Annotated in this window: 12 protein-coding genes; 9 read left to right on the top strand and 3 right to left on the bottom strand. The window is 60.2% G+C overall.

What is annotated here, in order from left to right; genetic code table 11:
* Nucleotides 1-89: 89 nt before the first annotated feature.
* The 6 genes from PSH88_RS13485 to PSH88_RS13460 all read left to right on the top strand — a co-directional run bounded on the left by PSH88_RS13485 (nucleotide 90) and on the right by PSH88_RS13460 (nucleotide 6,921).
* On the top strand, nucleotides 90-1,364 hold the full coding sequence (locus PSH88_RS13485; RefSeq protein ID WP_305426752.1) for an ABC transporter substrate-binding protein: 1,275 nt from the start codon (nucleotides 90-92) through the stop codon (nucleotides 1,362-1,364).
* A gap of 21 nt (nucleotides 1,365-1,385) precedes the next feature.
* Nucleotides 1,386-2,348 (top strand): carbohydrate ABC transporter permease, encoded by a 963-nt coding sequence (locus tag PSH88_RS13480; RefSeq protein WP_305426751.1) that lies wholly within the window; start codon nucleotides 1,386-1,388, stop codon nucleotides 2,346-2,348.
* Nucleotides 2,345-3,187, top strand: a complete 843-nt coding sequence (locus PSH88_RS13475; protein ID WP_305426750.1) for a carbohydrate ABC transporter permease — start codon at nucleotides 2,345-2,347, stop codon at nucleotides 3,185-3,187. The genes PSH88_RS13480 and PSH88_RS13475 overlap by 4 nt, the downstream gene beginning before the upstream one ends.
* Nucleotides 3,188-3,214: 27 nt before the next feature.
* Nucleotides 3,215-4,354: an ABC transporter ATP-binding protein gene (locus PSH88_RS13470; RefSeq protein ID WP_305426749.1), complete on the top strand. Its 1,140-nt coding sequence runs from the start codon at nucleotides 3,215-3,217 to the stop codon at nucleotides 4,352-4,354.
* The gene (locus PSH88_RS13465) at nucleotides 4,351-5,853 is read left to right on the top strand and encodes a glycoside hydrolase family 32 protein (protein ID WP_305483553.1); all 1,503 of its coding nucleotides are present in this window, start codon (nucleotides 4,351-4,353) and stop codon (nucleotides 5,851-5,853) included. Before PSH88_RS13470 ends, PSH88_RS13465 begins: the two co-directional genes overlap by 4 nt.
* Nucleotides 5,854-5,928: 75 nt before the next feature.
* Nucleotides 5,929-6,921 carry a LacI family DNA-binding transcriptional regulator gene (locus PSH88_RS13460; RefSeq protein ID WP_305426747.1) on the top strand — a complete coding sequence of 331 codons (993 nt, stop codon included), beginning with the start codon at nucleotides 5,929-5,931 and terminating at the stop codon, nucleotides 6,919-6,921.
* Nucleotides 6,922-6,974: 53 nt separating this feature from the next.
* On the opposite strand, the gene PSH88_RS13455 is transcribed toward PSH88_RS13460, so the two are convergent.
* Nucleotides 6,975-7,337: a DUF6124 family protein gene (locus PSH88_RS13455; RefSeq protein WP_305426746.1), complete on the bottom strand. Its 363-nt coding sequence runs from the start codon at nucleotides 7,335-7,337 to the stop codon at nucleotides 6,975-6,977.
* A gap of 544 nt (nucleotides 7,338-7,881) precedes the next feature.
* On the opposite strand from PSH88_RS13455, the gene PSH88_RS13450 reads away from it, so the two are divergent.
* The 3 genes from PSH88_RS13450 (at nucleotide 7,882) to PSH88_RS13440 (ending at nucleotide 22,754) form a co-directional block, all read left to right on the top strand.
* Nucleotides 7,882-13,851 carry a beta strand repeat-containing protein gene (locus PSH88_RS13450; RefSeq protein WP_305483551.1) on the top strand — a complete coding sequence of 1,990 codons (5,970 nt, stop codon included), beginning with the start codon at nucleotides 7,882-7,884 and terminating at the stop codon, nucleotides 13,849-13,851.
* 308 nt (nucleotides 13,852-14,159) lie between these two features.
* Nucleotides 14,160-16,913 (top strand): DUF5801 repeats-in-toxin domain-containing protein, encoded by a 2,754-nt coding sequence (locus tag PSH88_RS13445; RefSeq protein ID WP_305426744.1) that lies wholly within the window; start codon nucleotides 14,160-14,162, stop codon nucleotides 16,911-16,913.
* Between the two features lie 279 nt (nucleotides 16,914-17,192).
* The gene (locus tag PSH88_RS13440) at nucleotides 17,193-22,754 is read left to right on the top strand and encodes a DUF5801 repeats-in-toxin domain-containing protein (RefSeq protein WP_305426743.1); all 5,562 of its coding nucleotides are present in this window, start codon (nucleotides 17,193-17,195) and stop codon (nucleotides 22,752-22,754) included.
* A 59-nt stretch (nucleotides 22,755-22,813) separates the two neighbouring features.
* On the opposite strand, the gene PSH88_RS13435 is transcribed toward PSH88_RS13440, so the two are convergent.
* Both PSH88_RS13435 and PSH88_RS13430 read right to left on the bottom strand, forming a co-directional pair.
* On the bottom strand, nucleotides 22,814-23,557 hold the full coding sequence (locus PSH88_RS13435) for a response regulator transcription factor (RefSeq protein ID WP_305426742.1): 744 nt from the start codon (nucleotides 23,555-23,557) through the stop codon (nucleotides 22,814-22,816).
* Nucleotides 23,558-24,224: 667 nt separating this feature from the next.
* Nucleotides 24,225-25,604 carry a TolC family outer membrane protein gene (locus tag PSH88_RS13430; protein ID WP_305426741.1) on the bottom strand — a complete coding sequence of 460 codons (1,380 nt, stop codon included), beginning with the start codon at nucleotides 25,602-25,604 and terminating at the stop codon, nucleotides 24,225-24,227.
* Between the last annotated feature and the right edge of the window lie 2 nt (nucleotides 25,605-25,606).

Raw genomic sequence — 25,606 nt, 5'->3', positions numbered from 1 at the left:
CCAAAAAAAGGATGCCTCATCGCAAATACGCTGCTACATTTGGCGATGTTAACGTTAACTTTTCTAAAAACAAAAATAAAGAGGGCTTTATGAAACAGCTCAAATCACTCCTTCCAGCAGCACTGCTCACCCTGTTTGCCGGGCTTCCATCCCTCTCGAGCGCAGCCAATCTGACGATCTCGTGCGGGGCCGTGGGTGCCGAATTACAACTGTGCAAGGAGGCTGTCGACGCATGGTCGAAACAGACCGGCAACCACGTCGAGGTGGTTTCCACGCCTAACTCGGCGACCGAGAGGTTGTCGTTCTACCAACAGATCCTCAGTGCGCAGTCCAGCGACATCGACATCATTCAAATCGATATGGTGTGGCCGGGGATGCTGGCCAAACACCTGATGGATTTGCGCGAGGTGCTTGCGACCAACGCGACCCAAGGCTACTTCCAGGCACAGGTGGATAACGCCACGGTGAACGGACGGCTGGTGACCATGCCGTGGTTCACCGACTCGGGTCTGCTGTACTACCGCAAGGACTTGCTTGAGAAGTACAACCAGCAGGTTCCCCAGACCTGGGAGGAAATGACCGCTACCGCCAGAAATATTCAGCAGGCCGAGCGCACTGCCGGTAATCCCAATGCGTGGGGGTACATCTTTCAGGGGCGCGCCTACGAAGGCCTGACGTGTAATGCGCTGGAGTGGATCAGCAGCCAACCGGAAGGCGGCCTGGTCAATTCGCGAGGCGACATCGTGGTCAACAGTCAGGCTTCAAGAACGGCTTTGACCTTGGCGAAAAGTTGGGTCGGAGACATCTCCCCACGGGGCGTGCTCAATTACACAGAGGAAGAAGGACGTGGCGTATTCCAATCGGGAAATGCGCTGTTCATGCGTAACTGGCCGTATGTCTGGGCCCTGGTACAAAGCCAGGACAGTGCAGTAAAAGACAAGGTCGGGGTCGCTCCCCTGCCCCGCGGCGGCGAGACCGGCAGCCATGCATCCACCCTCGGTGGCTGGGGCCTGGCGGTATCGCGTTACAGCGCCCATCCAAAACTTGCCGCAGAGCTGGTGAGCTACCTGACCAGTGCCCAAGAGCAAAAACGTCGTGCCCTGATAGGCGCCTATAACCCGGTTATCGAGTCGCTGTATCAAGACCCCGAATTGCTCGCGGCAATGCCTTATTACGCTCAGCTGCACAGCATTCTCAACGATGGGGTAATGCGCCCCGCTGCCATCACCGCCGATCGCTATCCACGGGTCTCCAATGCGTTCTTCGATCGAGTGCATGGCGTGCTGGCGGGCGAGCTACCGGTCGATCAGGCACTGGCCGATCTGGAAAGCGAACTCACGCGCATCAAACGCCGGAACTGGTAAGCCACAAGGAAGGAAATCACCATGTCTGTCTCTTCTACCCATGCCCCCTGTGACGAGCTGCTGCTCACCAGGGAAACGCCCGTGCAACGTCGCCGAGTGCGCGCTGCCTGGCTGTTTCTGACGCCGATGTTGCTGTGTCTGGCCCTGGTGGCGGCCTGGCCGCTACTGCGCACATTCTGGTTCAGCCTGACCGACGCCAACCTGGCGGACACCGGTGGCGGAACCTTCATAGGCTTGAGCAATTATCTGTTTCACAACGGTTCCAGCTGGTCGGGCATTTTGGTCGATCCACAGTGGTGGAACGCGGTGCGCAACACCTTGCATTTCACCGTGGTGTCGGTGGGGCTGGAAGTCGTACTGGGATTGCTGGTGGCGTTGCTGCTCAACATCAAGTTCACCGGCCGCTCTCTGGTGCGTGCGTTGATTCTGATTCCCTGGGCCATTCCGACCATTGTCTCGGCGAAGATCTGGTCATGGATGCTTAACGACCAGTTCGGCATCATCAATCACCTGATGCTGAGCCTCGGCCTGATTGACGCGCCCCTGGCCTGGACGGCAGATGCGGATCTGTCGATGTGGGCGGTGATCATTGTCGACGTCTGGAAGACCGTGCCTTTTGTCACGCTGCTGATGCTGGCGGCCTTGCAGATGTTGCCGAGCGATTGCTACGAAGCCGCCAGGGTCGATGGCATTCACCCGTTGAAAGTGTTCTGGCGTGTCACCCTTCCCCTGCTGATGCCCGCTTTGCTGGTGGCGGCGATCTTTCGCATCCTCGACTCGCTGCGGGTATTCGACGTGATCTATGTGCTGACCTCGAACTCGTCGAGCACCATGAGTATGTCGGTGTATGCCCGCCAGCATCTGGTGGAGTTTCAGGACGTTGGTTACGGCAGCGCGGCCTCGACGCTGTTGTTTCTGGTGGTTGCGGTGATCGCCATGCTCTATCTCTACCTCGGACGCCGTCAACTGGAGGTCCGCTCATGAGCCCTCGCCTACTGAAAAAAGCGCTGTTGCGCCTCGGATTCTGGTGCCTGATCGGGGTGTTGCTGCTGTATGCGGTCTTCCCTTTCTACTACGCCATCGTGACGTCGCTGAAGCCGTCCAGCGCCTTGTTCGAGGTGAGCTACTGGATCGAAAACCCCGACTTCTCCAACTATACGGCGGTGCTCAATCAAGCCTCATTCCTGCGGGCGATCGGCAACTCGCTGGTGGTTGCGCTGAGCGTGGTGACACTGGCGTTGTTCCTCAGCCTGACCGCCGCCTATGCCTTGGGCCGGGTGAAGTTTCGTGGTCGCGGCACGGTGCTGATGATGGTACTTGGGGTGTCGATGTTTCCCCAGGTTGCGGTGCTGTCGGGGCTGTTCGAAGTGATCCGCGCGCTGGGTCTGTACAACACGTCTTGGGCATTGATCCTGAGCTACACGATTTTCACCCTGCCCTTCACCGTCTGGGTGCTGACCACGTTCATGGGCCAACTGCCCCATGAGCTGGAAGAAGCGGCAATCATGGATGGCGCTTCACCCTGGGTCACGCTGACCCGGGTGCTGTTGCCACTGCTCTGGCCCGCACTGGTCACCACTGGCCTGTTGGCTTTCATCGCAGCCTGGAACGAGTTCCTGTTTGCCCTGACCTTCACCCTCACCGACACGCAACGCACGGTGCCGGTCGCCATCGCCCTGATTTCCGGCGGCAGTCCCCATGAGTTGCCTTGGGGGCTGCTGATGGCCGCATCGGTGGTGGTCACCGTCCCCCTGGTGATTCTGGTGCTGATCTTCCAGCGCCGAATCGTTTCCGGTCTGACTGCCGGCGCGTTAAAGGGTTGATGCCCGACAACTACAAGGAACAGCATCGTGATCAAATTGAAACTGGACAACGTCAACAAACAATTGGGCGGCATGCGCATTCTTCGCGACGTCAGCCTGGACATCGCGGCGGGTGAGTTCGTGGTGTTCGTCGGCCCTTCGGGCTGCGGAAAATCGACCCTGCTGCGACTGATCGCCGGACTGGATTCGATCTGCGCCGGCGACCTGCTGATCGACGGGCGTCGGGTCAACGACCTGGAGCCGCGCGAACGTGGTGTCGGCATGGTGTTTCAGTCTTATGCGCTGTACCCGCACATGAGCGTCTACGACAACATCAGTTTTGGTCTCAAACTGGCCAAGACGGAAAAGACCAGCCTGCGCGAGCGCGTGCTGAAAACGGCGAAAATCCTTCAATTGGACAACCTGCTGCAACGCAAGCCAAAGGAACTGTCCGGTGGGCAGCGTCAGCGTGTGGCCATGGGCAGGGCCATGGCGCGGGAACCGGACATTTTGTTGTTCGATGAGCCGCTTTCCAACCTGGACGCCTCCTTGCGGGTGCAGATGCGCAACGAAATCGCCCGACTGCATGATCGACTCGGCTCGACCATGATCTACGTCACCCACGATCAGGTTGAAGCGATGACCCTGGCCGACAAAATTGTCGTGCTCAATGGCGGTCGCGTCGAGCAGGTCGGTTCACCGCGCGAACTCTATGAACGCCCGGCCAGCCGTTTTGTCGCCGGTTTTCTCGGTTCACCCAGAATGAATTTTCTGTCGGCGCGCCTGCAGGCACCAGGTGAAACCAGCCTGGTCGATACCCTCGTATGGGGCATCACGTCCCTGCCCTTCGACAGCTCGAACCTGGCGGCCGGCACGACGCTGAGCCTGGGGATTCGCCCGGAGCACATGTCGCTCACGGCGGCGGATGGAGCCGCCGGCGTCGTCGTGACCGCCGTCGAATACCTGGGCAGCGAAACCTATGTGCACCTCGATACCGGTCACGACGAGCCCATGATCTGTCGTTGCGAGGTCAACGCCGGATGGCAGGCGGGCGATCGGGTCGAGCTGCAACTGGACATCGGCAACCTGCACTTGTTCGACGCCGATGGCACCGCCTTGAAACGCCACACCATTGAAACCCTGCCCGAGGGCGTCCCTCTGCGCTCGGCACGAGCAAGCGCCCTATGACTGTGTATTTGAATCCCATGAATGACCCAATGTCTTGCGCCCTTGACCTTGCGCAGTGTGCGCTGAGTGACGGCCTGTCTCGCGTCATCCACGATTATCGACCCGGTTATCATCTTGCCCCTCCAGCGGGCTGGATGAACGACCCTAACGGGGTGGTGTTCTTTCGTGGCGAATACCACGTGTTCTATCAACACCACCCCTTCGACGCGAAATGGGGCCCTATGTATTGGGGGCATGCCAAGAGTGCCGATCTGGTCCATTGGCAGCATCTGCCCATTGCTCTGGCGCCCGGCGATGATTTCGACCGCGACGGTTGTTTTTCCGGTAGCGCGGTGGTGTGTGGCGATACTTTGGCACTGATCTACACCGGGCACACCTGGCTGGGGGACGTGGGTGACGAGCGCTCGATCCGCCAAGTCCAGTGTCTGGCCACCAGTACCGACGGTATCCGGTTCGTCAAGCATGGCGCCGTCATCGACACCGCACCGCAAGACACGATCATGCACTTTCGCGATCCCAAGGTATGGCAGGAGGATGACGGCTGGTACCTGATTGCCGGCGCACGTCTGGGCGATGTGCCGCTGCTCCCGCTGTACCGTTCCACGGATCTGCACGCCTGGGAGTTCCTCGACTATGTGTCCAGCGGCAGCGCGGGCGACGGCTATATGTGGGAGTGCCCGGATCTGTTTCGCCTGAACGGACGCGATGTGCTGCTCTACTCCCCCCAGGGCATGCAACCCGAGGGTTACGAGCGGCTCAACAAGTACCAGACCGGTTATCGAGTGGGCCGACTCGACAGCGAGTGGCACTTCACCGGCGGGCCTTTTATCGAGCTGGATAACGGCCACGATTTCTATGCCGCGCAAACGCTCCTGGCCGCCGATGGTCGGCGCCTTGTGTGGGCATGGCTCGACATGTGGGAAAGCCCGATGCCGAGCCAGGCCCATCACTGGTGCGGCATGCTCGGTTTGCCGCGCGAACTAGAACTGCATGCAGATCGCCTTTGCGTGTATCCGGCACGGGAGCTCACCGCTCTGCGCATGGCGCCATTGCCGGGCACGCCCTGGTGGGATGAATCGGGAACCCGGTGCGTGCCGCAAGTGAATGGCGACATGCTCGAAATCCATGTGCATCTGGATTTACGCGACTGCACCGACGGCCACCTGGGAATCGCCTTGCGTTGCAGCGACGATGACCGTGAAGAAACCCTGCTTTACTACGATGCATTGCTGCAGCGTCTGGTGCTGGACCGCAGCCGCTCGGGTGCGCAAGTCACCGGTCAGCGCAGCGTGTCGATAGACCCGACACAAGAGCGCCTGGAACTGCGCGTATTTCTCGATCGCTCGTCCATCGAGGTGTTCGACGAAAACGGGCGCTTCAGCTTCAGCAGTCGCCTTTATCCGCGGCCTGACAGCCTGGGGGTGAAACTGTTTGCCAGCGGGAGTGGCGGACGCGTCTCCATTCCCAAGGCATGGCCTCTGGCCTCGGGATGGCTATGAGCGGCGTCATTCGAGTCGCGAGAAACCCGGACCCTGTGTCATGATCCTGCGTCAACCTGACCGGCCTCGCCTCGCATGACTTCAGTGAAAGACGTTGCACAGCTGGCCGGCGTGTCCCTGATGACGGTTTCTCGAGCGCTCAACAATCCGGAAAAACTGAGCCCCGAAACCCTTCAGCGGGTGCGTCGCGCCATTGACGAACTGCAGTTCGTACCCAGCCTGTCGGCGCGCAAGATGCGCGGCGACAACCTCCAGTCGCGAACCATCGGTGTGTTCGCGCTGGACACCGCGACCACACCGTTCGCGGTCGAGCTGCTGCTGTCCATCGAACAGACCGCGCAGCAAGCCGGCTGGAATGTATTTATCCTCAACCTGTTGAACAACCCGCCCACCGACCAGAACATCGACCTGATGTTGTCGCACCGTCCCGACGGGTTGATCTTCAGCGCCATGGGGTTTCGCCATGTGAGCATTCCCGAGCGCTTGAAGAGCAAACCCCTGGTACTCGCCAATTGCCTGGCAGATGACAGTCGCTTGGTGAGCTATGTGCCAGACGATGAAATGGGACAATATCGAGCGGTACACCACGCGTTGAGCCAAGGCTATCGGCGCCCTCTGTGTATCAATCTGCCCAAACAGAGTCTGGCCTGGGGCCTGCGGCAAAAAGGCCTGCAGCGTGCCTGTCAGGCATTCGGCCTGGCGCCTGACGCACTCCTGCAATACGACCTTTCCGATCATGACGCCTATGGTGAAACCGCAGCCATCCTCGACCGACACATTATTGAAGGTCGCCCCCAATTCGATATTCTGATCTGCGGCAACGACCGCATTGCCTTTTGTGCCTATCAGCTGTTGTTGAGCCGTGGTCTGAAAATTCCCGACGACGTCGCCGTGCTCGGCTACGACAACATGATCGGCATCGCCGAACTGTTCATCCCGCCCCTGACCACGGTGCAATTGCCGTACTACGAGATCGGTCGCAATGCGGCCCGGCACCTGATCGAAGCCCTGGAGGTCTCGGGAGCCCAGCCGGTTGATTGTCCGTTGGTGGTCAGAACGTCATTGTGAGCCATCAAAACCCTTTACCGAGGGGGCAAGCCTCTCGGTAAAGGGCTGAGTGATTACTTGGGTGGCACGAAGTTATCCAGCATTCGATTCACCGCCAGTTCCGCCAGCATGATGACCTGCTGAAGCGCCAGCAGGGTATTGCGGTGGGTGCCCTCCACCAATGCAGCGATGTCGCTGGCCATGACACTGGCCGACGCCAGGTTCTCGCACGTTTGAACCAGCAAGGCTTCATGGCCGACATCCGGCGCAACCATGTACAGGGTGCTGGGTTTGCGTGGGGTGTTGTTCATGATCGCTGCCGGGTTGAGGTAGAAATCGAGGGCGCGCTCGGCGGCTTCGTTGAGTTTTTTCGAGTCGAGGGATTCGTACGGGGATGCCGGATCGGTGTCCGGTGGGTTGGGTGTCACTTTGAACATAGTAGAAACTCCGATGCTTCTTAAAAGGAGCCAACACCATCTCGCTACCAAACGGAGGGTGGCGGCCATACGAAGGTTGGTAGACCGGGCATCGGAACCGGCGCTCCCGAAGGAGCCCTGCGCATGGCCACCATAAAACGCAGCCCTAAGAAAGGACCGAAGGTGACGCTATGCGTCGATGCTGAGGGTCTACCAAACCCCATCGCTGTTTTTCAGCGACAGGGAAACGATAGAGCCCGGGCCATCGGCGCACAAGCCGGCGGATTCTGGCTTAACCGTAGGCAACGGCGCAAGGTCTTGTAGCCCTTCGGGAAGTAACACGGAGTGTCGTTAAACATGCATCGTTAAACGCGAGGAAGTTTCAAAAAACCAACGGAAACGACGCCACTCCTTCGCACCATCCCGTCTCCCCCCTCCAAGTAGTCTGAAACTCCCAGCCCGCCTAGGAGTATTGGCCGATGCGCAATCCCTGGCGCTTAGCCATAGTTGCGACCAAAGGTCCAACGGTCAGGCCTCGATGACCGCAACTGCCCAGGAAAAAGTCATGACTATTGAGCAAGATTCCTTGATTACGGCCAGCGCTCTGACCGTCGTAGCGACCGGCGAGGACGTTTCGCTGGACGAAACGACCGGGTTGCAGAACGCCACCGCCACGCCAGGCGCTACGGAAGACGCTAACGACAACGATACGGCGCTACCCCTGCCCTCGGCCTTCTCTACCCGTTTGACCGCCCTTGGGGCAGGTACCGCAATGGATGCGGCCTTGAGTGGCTATACCGGTGCCGTGGGCAATACGGGCAGCAATGCGTTCACCATCAGCGGCGCAACAAGCGCTACCGATGTCAGCTTCGTCGACAGCAATGGCGCACCACTCAATGGCCTGGACAGCGGACTGGATACCCTCGATGGCACCAGCATCCTTCTCTATACGGACACGAACAACAACATCCTTCTGGGCCGAGCCGGGAGCTCAACCGGCGCGATCGTGTTCGCTGCCTATATTGAAGAAACCGGATCGCCGGTCACAGGCGGCAAGATCTGGACCGTGGAGTACCAACCGCTCAGCAATCCAGATGCTACGGACCCCGATGATCCGGTCGACCTGGAGGATTTGGTTTTCGTCGGAGCGAGTCAGAACCTGGAATTCAGTCTCGATAAGGCGCCCTCCGGTCAGAACCTCTTCCTGATGTTCACGACAGCGACCCCAGCAACTGAAACGGTCAATGGTGTCGTGCGGATCACGGATCCCGCCGTTATTGCCACCGGCAAGTTACCGGCGAATCAGTCCGGGCTTGACCCCAACGACCCGGGCGACGACATCAATATAACGACTGGCGACACGATCAATACCAGCCAGGCGGGTGGGCCGACCACCTTCGGTACCAACAACCAGATGATTACGGAACAGGAAGGCATCCGTTTTTCGTTCGTCACCGGTGCCAGGCAGGATGTGACCATTCCCAACCTGGATCAGAACGAAGCCGATCTTGAATCCAACATCGACTACACCGGCGTGGTCAATGTGAAGACGGTCAGCTTCGACGTCGTGCAGTTGCAAAGCGGCAAGAGTGCTGTCGTAAAAATCAGCGCATTCACCACCGCTGTTGAATCTGGCACGCAATTTATCGACGGATATGCGAATGATACGAAGGTTGACATCGTCAATGTTCGCGTCCTCAACAGCGCCGGGACGGTGCTCGAGAATTCAGACGGATCGGTGAATGACACGACCATTGGCATCACCTTCACTAATGGGGTTGCAACCCTCACCGGTATTAAAGCCGGCTACCTGATTGAATACACCACAACGGCGGATCACAACCGTGTGCTCGTCGAGAACGGGGCGGCCCTCGACGCCAAGGGCAATAACCACGCCGATTTTGATATCGATGGCCTCCACCTGTTCCAAGCCTCTATTACGAAAGCCGAAATCGGTTCTCAGATGATCTTCGAAGACGACGGGCCGGCGGCGGCCGGGACCGCCGTGGCGGGAACCGTCGACGAGGACGGCCTGACCAACGGCATTGCCGGTGGTACGGGCGACGTGACTGGCGAGGCGACCACCGCCAGCGGCAGCGTGACCGGCATCTTCCAGTCCGGCGTCGACACGCCGCTGACCTTTGCCTTGTCGAGTGACACCAGCGGCTTGCCGGCGCTGAGCTCGGGCGGAGTGGCGCTGGTGTACAGCGTCGCGGGCAACACACTCACCGCCAAGGCCGGCGCGACCGACGTGTTCACCTTCAGCCTCACCACAGCGGGTGCCTACACCTTTACCCTGCTCAAGCCGCTGGATCACGCGGCAGGCAACAACGAAAACGACATCACCATCAACCTGGGCTCGCTGCTGCAAGCCACCGACAAGGACGGCGACACGGTGACGGCCGCGGCCGAGAAACTGGTTATCACCGTCGACGACGACACGCCGACCGCGACCGGGACCGCCGTGACGGGAACCGTCGACGAGGACGGCCTGACCAACGGCATTGCCGGTGGTACGGGCGACGTGGCTGGCGAGGCGACCACCGCCAGCGGCAGCGTGACCGGCATCTTCCAGTCCGGCGCCGACACGCCGCTGACCTATGCCTTGTTGAGTGACACCAGCGGCTTGCCGGCGCTGAGCTCTGGCGGGGTGGCGCTGGTGTACAGCGTCGCGGGCGACACACTCACCGCCAAGGCCGGCGCGACCGACGTGTTTACCTTCAGCCTCACCACAGCGGGTGCCTACACCTTCACGCTGCTCAAGCCGCTGGATCACGCGGCAGGCAACAACGAAAACGACATCACCATCAACCTGGGCTCGCTGCTGCAAGCCACCGACAAGGACGGCGACACGGTAACCGCCGCAGCCGAGAAGCTGGTCATCACCGTCGATGACGACACGCCGACCGCGACCGGGACCGCCGTGACGGGAACCGTCGACGAGGACGGCCTGACCAACGGCATTGCCGGTGGTACGGGCGACGTGGCTGGCGAGGCGACCACCGCCAGCGGCAGCGTGACCGGCATCTTCCAGTCCGGCGCCGACACGCCGCTGACCTATGCCTTGTCGAGCGACACCAGCGGCTTGCCGGCGCTGAGCTCTGGCGGGGTGGCGCTGGTGTACAGCGTCGCGGGCAATACACTCACCGCCAAGGCTGGCGCGACCGACGTGTTCACCTTCAGCCTCACCGCAGCGGGTGCCTACACCTTCACGCTGCTCAAGCCGCTGGATCACGCCGCAGGCAACAACGAAAACGACATCACCATCAACCTGGGCTCGCTGCTGCAAGCCACCGACAAGGACGGCGACACGGTGACGGCCGCGGCCGAGAAACTGGTTATCACCGTCGACGACGACACGCCGACCGCGACCGGGACCGCCGTGACGGGAACCGTCGACGAGGACGGCCTGACCAACGGCATTGCCGGTGGTACGGGCGACGTGGCTGGCGAGGCGACCACCGCCAGCGGCAGCGTGACCGGCATCTTCCAGTCCGGCGCCGACACGCCGCTGACCTATGCCTTGTCGAGTGACACCAGCGGCTTGCCGGCGCTGAGCTCTGGCGGGGTGGCGCTGGTGTACAGCGTCGCGGGCGACACACTCACCGCCAAGGCCGGCGCGACCGACGTGTTTACCTTCAGCCTCACCACAGCGGGTGCCTACACCTTTACCCTGCTCAAGCCGCTGGATCACGCCGCAGGCAACAACGAAAACGACATCACCATCAACCTGGGCTCGCTGCTGCAAGCCACCGACAAGGACGGCGACACGGTAACCGCCGCGGCCGAGAAACTGGTTATCACCGTCGACGACGACACGCCGACCGCGACCGGGACCGCCGTGACGGGAACCGTCGACGAGGACGGCCTGACCAACGGCATTGCCGGTGGTACGGGCGACGTGGCTGGCGAGGCGACCACCGCCAGCGGCAGCGTGACCGGCATCTTCCAGTCCGGCGCCGACACGCCGCTGACCTATGCCTTGTCGAGTGACACCAGCGGCTTGCCGGCGCTGAGCTCTGGCGGGGTGGCGCTGGTGTACAGCGTCGCGGGCGACACACTCACCGCCAAGGCCGGCGCGACCGACGTGTTTACCTTCAGCCTCACCACAGCGGGTGCCTACACCTTCACCCTGCTCAAGCCGCTGGATCACGCGGCAGGCAACAACGAAAACGACATCACCATCAACCTGGGCTCGCTGCTGCAAGCCACCGACAAGGACGGCGACACGGTGACGGCCGCGGCCGAGAAACTGGTTATCACCGTCGACGACGACACGCCGACCGCGACCGGGACCGCCGTGACGGGAACCGTCGACGAGGATGGCCTGACCAACGGCATTGCCGGCGGTACGGGCGACGTGGCTGGCGAGGCGACCACCGCCAGCGGCAGCGTGACCGGCATCTTCCAGTCCGGTGCCGACACGCCGCTGACCTATGCCTTGTCGAGCGACACCAGCGGCTTGCCGGCGCTGAGCTCTGGCGGGGTGGCGCTGGTGTACAGCGTCGCGGGCAATACACTCACCGCCAAGGCTGGCGCGACCGATGTGTTCACCTTCAGCCTCACCACAGCGGGTGCCTACACCTTCACGCTGCTCAAGCCGCTGGATCACGCCGCAGGCAACAACGAGAACGACATCACCATCAACCTGGGCTCGCTGCTGCAAGCCACCGACAAGGACGGCGACACGGTAACCGCCGCGGCCGAGAAGCTGGTCATCACCGTCGATGACGACACGCCGACCGCGACCGGGACCGCCGTGACGGGAACCGTCGACGAGGACGGCCTGACCAACGGCATTGCCGGTGGTACGGGCGACGTGGCTGGCGAGGCGACCACCGCCAGCGGCAGCGTGACCGGCATCTTCCAGTCCGGCGCCGACACGCCGCTGACCTTTGCCTTGTCGAGTGACACCAGCGGCTTGCCGGCGCTGAGCTCTGGCGGGGTGGCGCTGGTGTACAGCGTCGCGGGCAACACACTCACCGCCAAGGCCGGCGCGACCGACGTGTTTACCTTCAGCCTCACCACAGCGGGTGCCTACACCTTCACGCTGCTCAAGCCGCTGGATCACGCCGCAGGCAACAACGAGAACGACATCACCATCAACCTGGGCTCGCTGCTGCAAGCCACCGACAAGGACGGCGACACGGTAACGGCCGCAGCCGAGAAGCTGGTCATCACCGTCGATGACGACACGCCCGTTATAGAGACACCCCCTGTGCAGGATGTCGATCCCGATTTGGGTGCGACGTCATGGACCTTTTCGGGTGACTTCGCCTACTCGATAGGTGCGGACCAGCGCGGGCCGACCTACTCTTCGGCAGCGGACAGTGATTTTGCCGAACTCTCCCTCTCTGGTTCGGCGAACGATGTTGCGATCGTTGATCCAACGGTCACCTGGGATTCAGAGAGTCTCACCGGTGCCACGTTTAACGTGTCGTTCAAATACGATCACGATCGCAATGCTGGCACCGATCCTGAACTGGTGGAAGGCACGCTGGTGTTTGACAAAGTCAATGACACCTATACGTTCGAGATAGATGCGCTGCAAACGACGCAAGACGTCACGCTGGGCGAAGGCACTGGATACGAAACGTATGACGTGGATGGTACGGAGCCTTCCAGTGGCCCATCACCTGTGGCCACCGGGAAGCTTGGGGAAGGCTTCTTCATCCAGATCACGGGCTTCGAGGCACCACTTACTGCCGGCGGCAATACTGTTGTGACGGCGGGTGAGCTTGTGAGCGGCACGCAGGCCCCTGTAACCTTGTCCAGCACTGCTCTGGGCGTCTCCGGAAATACGATCCAGGCAGGTGAAGCGGCCAACATCAATTTCTTCGAGACTGATCCGAAAGGAGATCTGGGCGCCGAGAATTTTAGTTTCGCGACCGATTTCTTTATCAAGTTCGATGGATACGAGACTGAAAGCGATGATCTTTTGCTTATCGTCAGTCTTGCTGATGCAAATGATTCCTCCATCACTACAACACGTGCCATCTACGTCGACCAAGGCGATGTGTACGAGAACGATACGAACAACTCCGATCTTGTTGGAACCAAGTACGAGGCCCTTATCGTCAACGACCCAGCCGATCCGAACGACCCGTTCCTGGACAATAATGATGCTCTGTTGATTGTTGAAAGCAATGACTTCAACATTCAGACCGGTGATAACTGGCTCATCAAGGGTATTCAGATTCTTTCGAATGATGCTGGCCTTACGGGCAGCGCGATAAATCTGAATCGCAATGTCGGTGACGATGGCGCAAGCAGCACTTCCGCACAGCCGGTCAGTGGTCTCGTCGGGCCTGGAAACACGATTGCGGAGGATACGAGTACGAATCCGCTGAAGATCATCGATGCTGGTTTCTCCACCACCACGACTGTACCAGCGACCCTTGATCTAACGCTGGATTTCAAGGTCGTCGATGCAGATAGCGATTTCACCGATGTCCAGACGATTGATATCGAAAATCCTGTCGTGGTCGAACTGGTGGGAGTAACTAACCTGGCACCGACAGATCTTGTGCTTTGATCACTAAGGAAGTCTGAAAACCGCTGCAGGTACACGGCCTGGCTCCCGCAAGGGGCCAGGCCGTTTTTTATTGGGCCACTGCGGTCCCTAAGCCAAGGCCGGACGAGCCTTGCGGCATGTCCTCATTCACAAACGGAATAGGCGGCACCATTCCTTCACGCCCTCGTGCTGTTCCCCCATCCAAGTAGCCTGAAACTCCCATTCCGCTTGGGAGTATCGGCCGATGCGCAATACCCGGCCCATGCCCATAGTTCGGGCAATGGTCAACGGTCAGGCCTCGATGACCGCAATTGCTCGGGAGAAAAATCATGGCTATTGGAATCACCGGCGTGAACGTTTCGCTGGACGAAACGGCCGGATTGCAGAACGCCACCGCCACGCCATCCCCAGCGGGAGACGCTGACGACAACGACATTCTGGTGGCCTCCCTGCCCTCGGCCTTCGCTACCCGTTTGACCGCACTGGGCGCAGGTACCGCAACAGGTGCAGCCTTGAGTGGCTATACCGGTGCCGCGGGCAACACGGGCAGCGATGCCTTCACCATCACCCCTGACCCCGGAGCCAGCATTACCGATATCAGCTTCGTCGACAGCGCTGGCGCCCCCCTCAATGGCCTGGACAGCGGACTGGACACCCTCGATGGCACCAGCATCCTTCTCTATACGGACACGAACAACAACATCCTTCTGGGCCGAGCCGGAAGCGCAACCGGCGCGATCGTGTTCGCGGCCTATATCGAAGAAACCGGATCGCCGGCCACCGGCGGCAAGATCTGGACCGTGGAGTACCAACCGCTCAAGCATCCAGATGCTACGAACGCCGATGATTCGCTCAATCTGCTGAATAAGGTATTCGTCGGAACCAGTCAGGACCTGGAATTCAGTCTGGCCAATGCGCCCTCCGGTCAGAACCTCTTCCTGATGTTCACGACGGCGAACCCGACAGTTGTCGACGTCGGTGGTGTCTTGCGGATCACGGATCCCACCATCATCGCCACCGGCAAGGATCCAGCGAATCAGTCAACGGGTGTCAATATAACGACCGGCGACACGATCAATACCAGCCAGGCGGCTGGCCCGACCACCTTTGGCACCAACAGCCAGATGATTACGGAACAGGAGGGCATTCGTTATTCGTTCGTCACCGGTGCCAGGCAGGATGTGACCATTCCCAACCTGGATCAGAACGAAGCAGATGTTGAAGCCAACATCGACTTTACCGACGTCGTCAATGCGAAGAAGGCCAGTTTCGACGTCGTGCAGTTGCAAAGCGGCAAGAGTGCCGTCGTAAAAATCAGCGCATTCAACACCACTGCTGAGCCTGGCGTGAATTTCATCGACGGCTATACGAACGATACGCCGGTTGCCATCACCAATGTTCGCGTCATCAACATCAGCACCGGGCAGGTGATCGAGAATTCAGCCGGACCGGAGAATGATCCGGCCATTACCATCAGCTTTGATGCTAATGGGATTGCAACCATCACCGGCGTTAAAGCCGGCTACCAGATTGAATACACCACAACAGATAATCACAATCGCGTGCTCGTCGAGAACGGAGCAGCCCTCAACGCAAGGGGCAATACCCACGCCGATTTTGATATCGGTGGTTTCACGCTGCTCCAAACCGCTGTTACAACCGCCGAAATCGGCTCCAGGATGATCTTCGAAGATGACGGCCCTGCACTCGCCTTTGGCAACCTGATCGGCACCGGTAGCGTCCTGCCACAAACCGGGTATTGGAGTCATTCGGCTGGCGCCGACGGGCTGGATGCGAACGGTCTGGATATCTCGGTGAATAACCCGTTCACCCTCGTAAGGCCAGACAACACCACCACGACCGGGACCGCCACACTCACCGAGCAGTCGCCCTCACCGGACGGCAACGGCGCGTACCAATTCGCCGGGACGTTGACCGCCGATTTCGACAACAACGCCGCCACGGCGGATACCACCATCGACTACACGTTGAGCGCCTATGCCGATGGCAGCTATGTACTGGATCTGGTGCAAGGTTTCAGTTCTACGGTCGTGCTCAGCAGTGCCGACGGCTCGCTCGGTGCCGGCGGCCCGGATCCAGTGCGCACATTGTTGATTCCAGAGCAGGATCCGCCGACGATTCCTTCGCCATCTGAGGAGATTGTCTTTTTTGGTGTTAACGCAACCACTTCCTCAAGCGACATCTTTTCCGCCATCGGGCTGGGAGCGCCCGACCTCACCGAAGCGCAGGTAGAAGCCGGCGGCTTTGCATTCCTCGGCACCGCGAACATGAACGTCAGCACGTCCGGCATTGGTATTGGCAACAACAACCTGGATGGAAACACAATACCAGGCATCAATGACGCTGACCCCAATGACTCCAAATCCGTGGGTGATGAGAGTTTCGTCATCAACCCCGAGTCCTTGTTGTCGAGCATGAAAGTGTTCATCGACAACTCGGTGCAGGGGTACAACCCGGCAACGGAAGAGCTGTATTACACGATCTTCTACGCGGACGGCACCACTTCGGGTTCGCCGACGAAGGTTCTTGCCGCTGATCTGACCTCGGAGGCCGGAGGACAGACGTCCTTCGTCATCGAGAAGGCGGACGCGACGCTGATCGACGCTGTTCAGCTCACGATGGGCCTGGGCACGATCAAGATCCCGGTGATCCAGTTCATTCAGGAGACCGAAAGCCTGGCCAGTGATATCCAGCTGACGTTCAACGCGACGGTGACGGACAGGGATGGGGACTCGGCGACGAGTACGTTTGACGCCAACCTGTTCGCCAACGACTTGACCGGCACCTTCGACTACACGCTGGTGGGTACGGGCGGTGAGCGTGATGCCTTCAACGTCGATTTGTCATTCGATGAGGACCAGTACCAGGTCACCGGTTTCGATGCGGGCGCAAACCTGCGAGACACCCTGGTGCTCAACGGCGACCAGAACGCCGCTGTCCAGATCGACACCAGCGGCGCAGACAGCGTCGTGTCGGTTACCGAAACGGGCGGAGATGTCACGACCATCACCTTGGTCGGGGTTGATCTTCTGAGTAGCGACATTGTTTTTGGCAGCGCCTGAGGCGTCGCGCGCGTAAAAGGATGCGAGGGTGGCACAAGCCTCCCTCGCATTTTTTTGCAGTTCCAACAGGCGATCCGCACGCTCGCATCAACCTGGGCACCCTGCGGCAGACCACCTACGAGAACGACTAGGCCGAAACTCCCACCCCGCTTGGGAGTATCGGCTGATGCGCAATCCCCGGTGCTTAGTCATAGTTGAACAGGTAAATGGTCAGGCCTTGATAAGTGGTAAAGGTCAATGGCCTGGCCTTGATGACCTGCAATTGCTCAGGAGTACATCATGGCTATTCGCGAGCAAAACTCATCCCTTACGAACAATCCCCCTCTATTCATTCCGACCCTCAATGCTCTGAGCGTCGTGGTACCCGGTGAGGACGTTTCGCTGGACGAAACGGCCGGCTTGCAGAACAGCACTGCCACACCAATCCCTGCCGGGGACGCTGACGACAACGACATTCTGGTGGCATCCCTGCCCTCGGCCTTCTCCGACCGTTTAACCGCACTTGGCGCCGGTACCGCAACGGGTGCAGCCTTGAGTGGCTATAGCGGTGCCGTGGGTGATACGGGCAGCAATGCGTTCACCCTCACCGACCCGTCCGGCGTTACCGATATCCGCTTCGTCGACAGCGCCGGTGCACCGCTCGATGGCGTGGACAGCGGACTGGATACCCTCGATGGCACCAGCATCCTTCTCTATACGGATACGAGTAACAACAACATCCTTGTGGGCCGAGCCGGCGCCGCAGATGGCGCGATCGTGTTCGCTGCCTATATTGAAGAAACCGGATCGCCGGTCTCGGGCGGCAAAATCTGGACCGTGGAGTACCAACCGCTCAAGCATCCGGATGCGACGAACCCCGATGATTCGCTCAATCTGCTGGATAAGGTTTTCATCGGCGTCAGTCAGGACCTGGGATTCAGTCTGGCCGGTGCGCCCTCCGGGCAGAACCTGTTCCTGATGTTCACGAAATTGAACCCGGCCACTGAAACGGTCGATGGTATCGTGCGGATCACCGATCCCACCATCATCGCCACCGGCAAAGACCCCGCTGACCAGTCAAGCGGCGCCAACATAAACACTGGCGACAGGATTAATACCAGCCAAGGGGGTGGCCCGACCACCATTGGCACCAACAGCCAGATGATTACGGAACAGGAAGGCATCCGCTTTTCGTTCGTCACCGGTGCCAGGCAGAACGTAACCATTCCCAACCTGGATCAGAACGAAGCAGACGTTGAGTCCAACATCGACTTTACCAACGTCTTCAACACGAAGTCGGCCAGCTTTGACGTCGTGCAGCTGCAAAGCGGCAAGAGTGCTGTCGTAAAAGTCAGCGCATTCAGCACCGCTGCTGAACCTGGCGTGAATTTCGTCAATGGCTATGCCGGTGATACGCCGGTTGCCATCACCAACATTCGCGTCATCAACATCAGCACCGGGCTGGTGATCGAGAATTCAGACGGATCGGTGAATGATCCGACCATTGGCATCAGCTTCGCCAATGGGGTTGCAACCATCACCGGCGTTTTGGCCGGCTACCAGATTGAATACACCACAAGCGCGGACCACAACCGCGTGCTCGTCGAGAACGGAGCGGCCCTCGACGCCAGAGGCAATGACCACGCCGATTTTGATATCGGCGGCTTCACACTGCGCAAAGCCTCTACTTCGATCGCCGAAATCGGCTCCAAAATGATCTTCGAGGATGACGGGCCAAGCATCAGCGCCACCGGCACGGAACCGACGCTGACGGTCGACGAAACATTCCTGGCGACTGACGATACCCAGAGCTTTACCGCCAACTTCACTTCGGCGTTTGGCGCTGACGGTGCGGGTACCCAGACCTATGCGCTGGGCCTGGTGCCGGGAGCTTCCGGGCTGACGGATACGGCCACCGGTGAGGCAGTGAATCTGTCGCTCAACGGCGCGGTAGTCGAAGGACGGACGGCCACCACCAACCTGCTGGTGTTCACGGTCAGCGTCGCCGCCAATGGTGACGTCACGCTCGACCAGCAGCGCGCCGTGGTGCATCCCGACCCCACCAATCCGGATGATTCGACCAGCCTGAGCTCCGACGAGCTGGTGACCCTCACAGCGACCATCACCGACAAGGACGGCGACAGCGCCCAGGCCACCCTCAACATCGGGCAGAACCTGGTGTTCAAGGATGACGGACCCAGCATCAGCACCACCGGCGAGGAACCGACGCTGACGGTCGACGAAACATTCCTGGCGACTGACGATACCCAGAGCTTTACCGCCAACTTCACTTCGGCGTTTGGCGCTGACGGTGCGGGTACCCAGACCTATGCGCTGGGCGTGGTGGCAGGCGCCTCCGGGCTGACCGATACGGCCACCGGTGAAGCGGTCAACCTGTCGCTTAACGGCGCGGTAGTCGAAGGCCGCACGGCCACCACCAACCTGCTGGTGTTCACGGTCAGCGTCGCCGCCAACGGTGACGTCACGCTCGACCAGCAGCGCGCCGTGGTGCATCCCGATCCCACCAATCCCGATGATTCGACGAGCCTGAGCTCCGACGAGCTGGTGACCCTCACGGCGACCATCACCGACAAGGACGGCGACAGCGCCCAGGCCACCCTCAACATCGGGCAGAACCTGGTGTTCAAGGACGACGGGCCCAGCATCAGCACCACCGGTGCGGAACCAACGCTGACGGTGGATGAAACATTCCTGGCGACTGACGATACCGAGAGCTTTACCGCCAACTTCACTTCGGCGTTTGGCGCTGACGGTGCGGGTACCCAAACCTATGCGCTGGGCGTGGTGGCAGGAGCTTCCGGGCTGACCGATACGGCCACCGGTGAAGCGGTCAACCTGTCGCTCAACGGCGCGGTAGTCGAAGGCCGCACGGCCACGACCAATCTGCTGGTGTTCACGGTCAGCGTCGCCGCCAATGGTGACGTCACGCTCGACCAGCAGCGCGCCGTGGTGCATCCCGACCCCACCAATCCCGATGATTCGACGAGCCTGAGCTCCGACGAGCTGGTGACCCTCACGGCGACCATCACCGACAAGGACGGCGACAGCGCCCAGGCCACCCTCAACATCGGGCAGAACCTGGTGTTCAAGGACGACGGGCCCAGCATCAGCACCACCGGTGCGGAACCAACGCTGACGGTGGATGAAACATTCCTGGCGACTGACGATACCGAGAGCTTTACCGCCAACTTCACTTCGGCGTTTGGCGCTGACGGTGCGGGTACCCAAACCTATGCGCTGGGCGTGGTGGCAGGAGCTTCCGGGCTGACCGATACGGCCACCGGTGAAGCGGTCAACCTGTCGCTCAACGGCGCGGTAGTCGAAGGCCGCACGGCCACGACCAATCTGCTGGTGTTCACGGTCAGCGTCGCCGCCAACGGTGACGTCACCCTCGACCAGCAGCGCGCCGTGGTGCATCCCGACCCCACCAATCCCGATGATTCGACCAGCCTGAGCTCCGACGAGCTGGTGACCCTCACGGCGACCATCACCGACAAGGACGGCGACAGCGCCCAGGCCACGCTCAATATCGGGCAGAACCTGGTGTTCAAGGACGACGGGCCCAGCATCAGCACCACCGGTGCGGAACCAACGCTGACGGTGGATGAAACATTCCTGGCGACTGACGATACCGAGAGCTTTACCGCCAACTTCACTTCGGCGTTTGGCGCTGACGGTGCGGGTACCCAGACCTATGCGCTGGGCGTGGTGGCAGGCGCCTCCGGGCTGACCGACACGGCCACCGGTGAGGCGGTCAACCTGTCGCTCAACGGCACCGTGGTCGAAGGCCGCACGGCCACCACCAACCTGCTGGTGTTCACGGTCAGCGTCGCCGCCAACGGTGACGTCACCCTCGACCAGCAGCGCGCCGTGGTGCATCCCGATCCCACCAATCCGGATGATTCGACGAGCCTGAGCTCCGACGAGCTGGTGACCCTCACGGCGACCATCACCGACAAGGACGGCGACAGCGCCCAGGCCACGCTCAATATCGGGCAGAACCTGGTGTTCAAGGACGACGGGCCCAGCATCAGCACCACCGGTGCGGAACCAACGCTGACGGTGGATGAAACATTCCTGGCGACTGACGATACCGAGAGCTTTACCGCCAACTTCACTTCGGCGTTTGGCGCTGACGGTGCGGGTACCCAGACCTATGCGCTGGGCGTGGTGGCAGGCGCCTCCGGGCTGACCGACACGGCCACCGGTGAGGCGGTCAACCTGTCGCTCAACGGCACCGTGGTCGAAGGCCGCACGGCCACGACCAATCTGCTGGTGTTCACGGTCAGCGTCGCCGCCAACGGCGACGTCACGCTCGATCAGATCCGCGCCGTGGTGCATCCCGACGCCACCAATCCCGATGATTCGACGACGCTGTCGGCGGACAATCTGGTGACGCTGATAGGGACCGCAACTGACAAGGACGGCGATAGAGCCCAGGCGACCCTCAACATCGGGCAGAACCTGGTGTTCAAGGACGACGGCCCGTCACTTGCATTCGGCAACCTGATCGGCACCGGTAGCGTCCTGCCGCAATTCGGGTTCTGGGACAATTCGGCCGGCGCCGACGGGTTGGGTGCGGCTGGTCTGGATATCTCGGTGAATAGCCAATTCACCCTCGTCAGGCCAGACAACACGACCACCACCGGGACCGCCACGCTCACTGAGCAGTCGCCCTCACCGGACGGCACTGGCGCGTACCAATTCGCAGGGACGTTGACCGGCGATTTCGACAACAACGCCGCCACCGCGGATACCAGCGTCGACTACACGCTGACCGCCTATGCCGATGGCCGCTATGCACTGGATCTGGTGCAGGGCTTCAGTTCAGAGATCGTGCTCAGCACTGCCGATGGCGCGCTCGGGGCCGGAGGCCCGGATCCAGTGCGCACCTTGTTGATTCCAGAGCAGGATCCACCGACTATTCCTTCGCCATCTGAGGAGGTTGTGTTCTTTTCCGCGAAGGCGCTTGCGTCCACTTCGGACATCCTGACCGGCATTGGGCTCGGAGAACCCGATCCGACCGAAGCCACGCTGCAAACCGACCCCCTGCCCTCGTACATTGACCCCTCGGCCATGAACGTCAGCACGGCCGGCATCGGCGTCGCCAATAACCTGTTCCAGGGAGACGACCTGGCGGCAATCGGCGTTGACGACGAAAGTTTCGTCATCAATCCGGAGAGCCTGCTGACGGGTATGAGGGTCTTCATCGACAACTCCGTGGGAGGTTACGACACGGCGACCGAGGACCTGTACTACAGGGCCTACTACGAGGATGGCACGTTCTCGAACCTCATCGAAGTGAACACCCTGACGCCGGAGGCAGGCGGACAGGTGTCCTTCCTCATTGAGAGCGATGGCACGAATCTGATCGACGCTGTTCAGCTCACGATGGCCCGAGGCGAGATCAAGATCCCGACGATCCAGTTCACTCAGGAGACCGAGAGCCTGGCCAGTGATGTCCAGCTGACGTTCAACGCGACGCTGACGGACAAGGATGGGGACTCGGCGACGAGTACGTTTGACGCCAACCTGTTCGCCAACGACTTGGACAGCGCCCTCTTCGACTTCTCGCTGGTGGGCACGGGCGGTGAGCGTGATGCCTTCAACATCGATTTGTCAGTCGATGAGAACCTGTATCAGGTCACCGGCTTCGATGCGAACGCAAACCTGCGAGACACCCTGGTGCTCAACGGCGACCAGAACGCGGTTGTCCAATCGATCGACAACACCGGCGCAGACAGCATCGTGACGGTTGCCGAAACGGGCGGACAAGCAACGACCATCACCTTGGTCGGGGTCGATCTTCTGAGTAGTGACATTGTCTTTGGCAGCGTCTGAGAAACGCGCGTAAAAGGATGCGAGGGTGGTGAAAGCCACCCTCGCATTGTTTTGTGCGGTTAGACCCTCTTGTTTCGACGTGAAGCCAAATCCAGTTCTACCCAAGCGGACTCTGGTGGTTTTTCGTTGTTGGTGAGCCCGTGCTTGAGCGCATACATCAGCAGGTCAATGCGATTGATGAGATTAAGCTTTTGATAGATGTTGCTGAGGTGGTTGTGCACGGTGTGTTCGCTGATGCCCAGGCGCCCGGCTATGCACATGTATTTGGCGGACGGATCCCCCACGATGGCACGAATCAGTTCCCTCTCGCGCAGCGTCAGCCGCGCCTGTTTCGCCTGCTCCAGATTGCCTTTCAAGTGAATATGCCCGCTCGCGGAATAGCCGGACAGCCCGCCGGCCCAGGCTCTATCCAGTCCGGTGTCGCGGTGGTGGACCGTGATGATGGCCTGGATGATCGATTCCGTCGGGTCTTCCGCCAGCACGATGCCGCGTGCGCCCGCCTCTATTGCCTGGGCAACGGGAACGGTTTCGTACAGGCCCTTGAGCACCAGCAATTTCATTTCTGCATTGCGGGTGAGTTCCGCGACGACCTCCAGCGGGTTCAGCGCATCTGGAAAAAAACTGAAAAAAATCACATTGGGACGCAACTGATCGGCAAGATCCAGCGCATTGGTATAGGTGGTGGCCTGGCCACTCACTTCCATCTGAGGCTTCCTGGCATTGATCAAATCTTGAAGGCCCATGAGAACGAGGGGACGACAATCGATCAGCATCACGCGTATTGGTTTTCTGTGGGTCGTCATTATTTCCTGACTCCCTTGAAGAATTAACTCTGACCTCCCTCCCTTGGCCTTTCTGGATCAGCAACTCGCAAAATCTAAGGACAGATGCGAGCGCCGACAGGCCTTAACGGTGCCCACCCGGGGATTCAATCCTGGGGACACTTCCACTGGCTTCACCGGCAGGAATTACGTTTCCAAAAGCCGGGCAAAGCCATCGAGGCAACATAAATAGGAATAATCATCAATAGCTTGCGCATGATTGATGTGCTCCCTCGAGCCGCTGAATTGAGTCTAGGCCAGACCAGCACACTGCCAGCACGCCCATCCGCCAGTCGTCGACTCAAGCCTCCTGCGGGTAGCCCGACTGACATTACCAAGGGCCCCCCTCCCCTAGAAAATCAAGGTGTTAGGATCGCCCCGGACGAGCTGCGATCAAGTTTGATTCCGATCAAAATCGTCAATTAACCGACGAATGGTGGGAGAGCAAGCACAGAATAAACTCTGACGTCAATTTATCGTCGAGACTCGCTTCACCGAGCTATGGGAATGCCCCCAGTCTGGGTCTCGCCGCGTTTTTTTCCTTCCGGTGCGTTCGGGTAACAGCATGCTCTGCGGCACTAGAGTTTTTTGCGACAACGCCACGGCAACCAACGCCTGAACCGCTGGATGTCATCGCTCAAAACTGGCGTCAGGGGGATGTGAGATTTTGGCTGGAGCTGCCGGGGCTCAACCAGCCATTAACGCTTTCGACACTTTCGGCAGGCAGCTTCCCCGCCCAGCGATTGAGCGTGAGGACATTAGTGACGAACTCGTATTGCGTCTTGAGCAGGTCACGACGAGCGCGGAATTCGTTGCGTACGCTGGTCAGTACATCGACGGCATTGACCATCCCATAATCGAGCGCTTTCTCTGCTGCCACTCTGGACAACTGTGCCGAGGCCAGGGCATTGCGGCTCGCACTGATCTTTTCTCCACTCGAATTGGCGGTCAGGTAAGCGCTGGTGATCTCCTTGACTACCCGGCGCCGGATCGCTTCCAGCTCCTGCTCGGCGGTTATCTGATCCTGGTAGAGCCCACGGACCCGCGCCGAGGTCGAACCGCCGCTGTACAACGGCACCTGTACGCCAATACCGGCGACATAACTGTCGGTGCGCGGCGCCAGGGCATTGTTGTAGCCCTCGTTGGTCTGCTGCGCGCTCAGCGTAAGGCTCAGGGTCGGATAGTGCCCGCCCTTGCCGCTGCGCAACGCAGCGCCCGCTGCTTCAACGCCGCTCTCGTTGGCCTTGAGCGCCGGGTTTAGCGCTATACCCTCGCGGACCCAGTTTTCCAGACTTTGCGCCGAAACCCGTAGTTGCACGTCATCGCGAATCCGGTTGAGCTTCTCCTTGACCGGCCGGCCGACGATCTCTGCCAGCGCCTCGCGACTGATACTGGCCTGGTTCCGGGCATCCAGTTCCTGCGCCGCCAGCAAATCTACCCGGGCCTTGAGGTCGAGCTGATCAGTAATCATTGCCAGCTGCTTTTCGTACAACGCATTGACTCGGTCCAGACTCTTTTGCGTGGTTCGACGCTCCGCCCTCACCAACTCCAGTTCATCTTCCGCCGCCAACGCGGTGAAGTAACGCTGCGCCAGGTCCACGGTGGCCTCGGCCTGGGCGTCCAGCGCTTGCGATTCGGACTGCCTGGCCAGGCTTTTGAATTTTTGGTAGTTCTCCCACGCGGTCTTGTTGTAGAGGTACTGACGCAGCACCAGGCTGTAGTTTTCGCTATCGTAACTTTGCTGCACCAGGTCGCTCTCCTGATGAATCCGATTCGTCCCGGCGTTGAGCGATACCTGCGGGAACAGCGCACCCATAGCCTCGCGCTGATGTTCCTTGCCCGCCTGCGCTTGCGCATAGGAGGCCAATACCCGCGGATCTTCCAGCCGTGACTCACGGTACAACTGCATGAGGTCGGTGGAAAACGTCGAGGCGCTGACCCCGGTCGGCGTTGCCGCAGTGGTTTGCGCCAGTGCGGCACCCGCTGCAAGCATGAACACACCGCCCAGCAGAACTGCCGATGCGCTCATGG

It is taken from the genome of Pseudomonas wuhanensis (assembly GCF_030687395.1).
Lineage (GTDB): Bacteria > Pseudomonadota > Gammaproteobacteria > Pseudomonadales > Pseudomonadaceae > Aquipseudomonas > Aquipseudomonas wuhanensis.
This window is presented reverse-complemented; position numbering and strand designations above follow the sequence as displayed.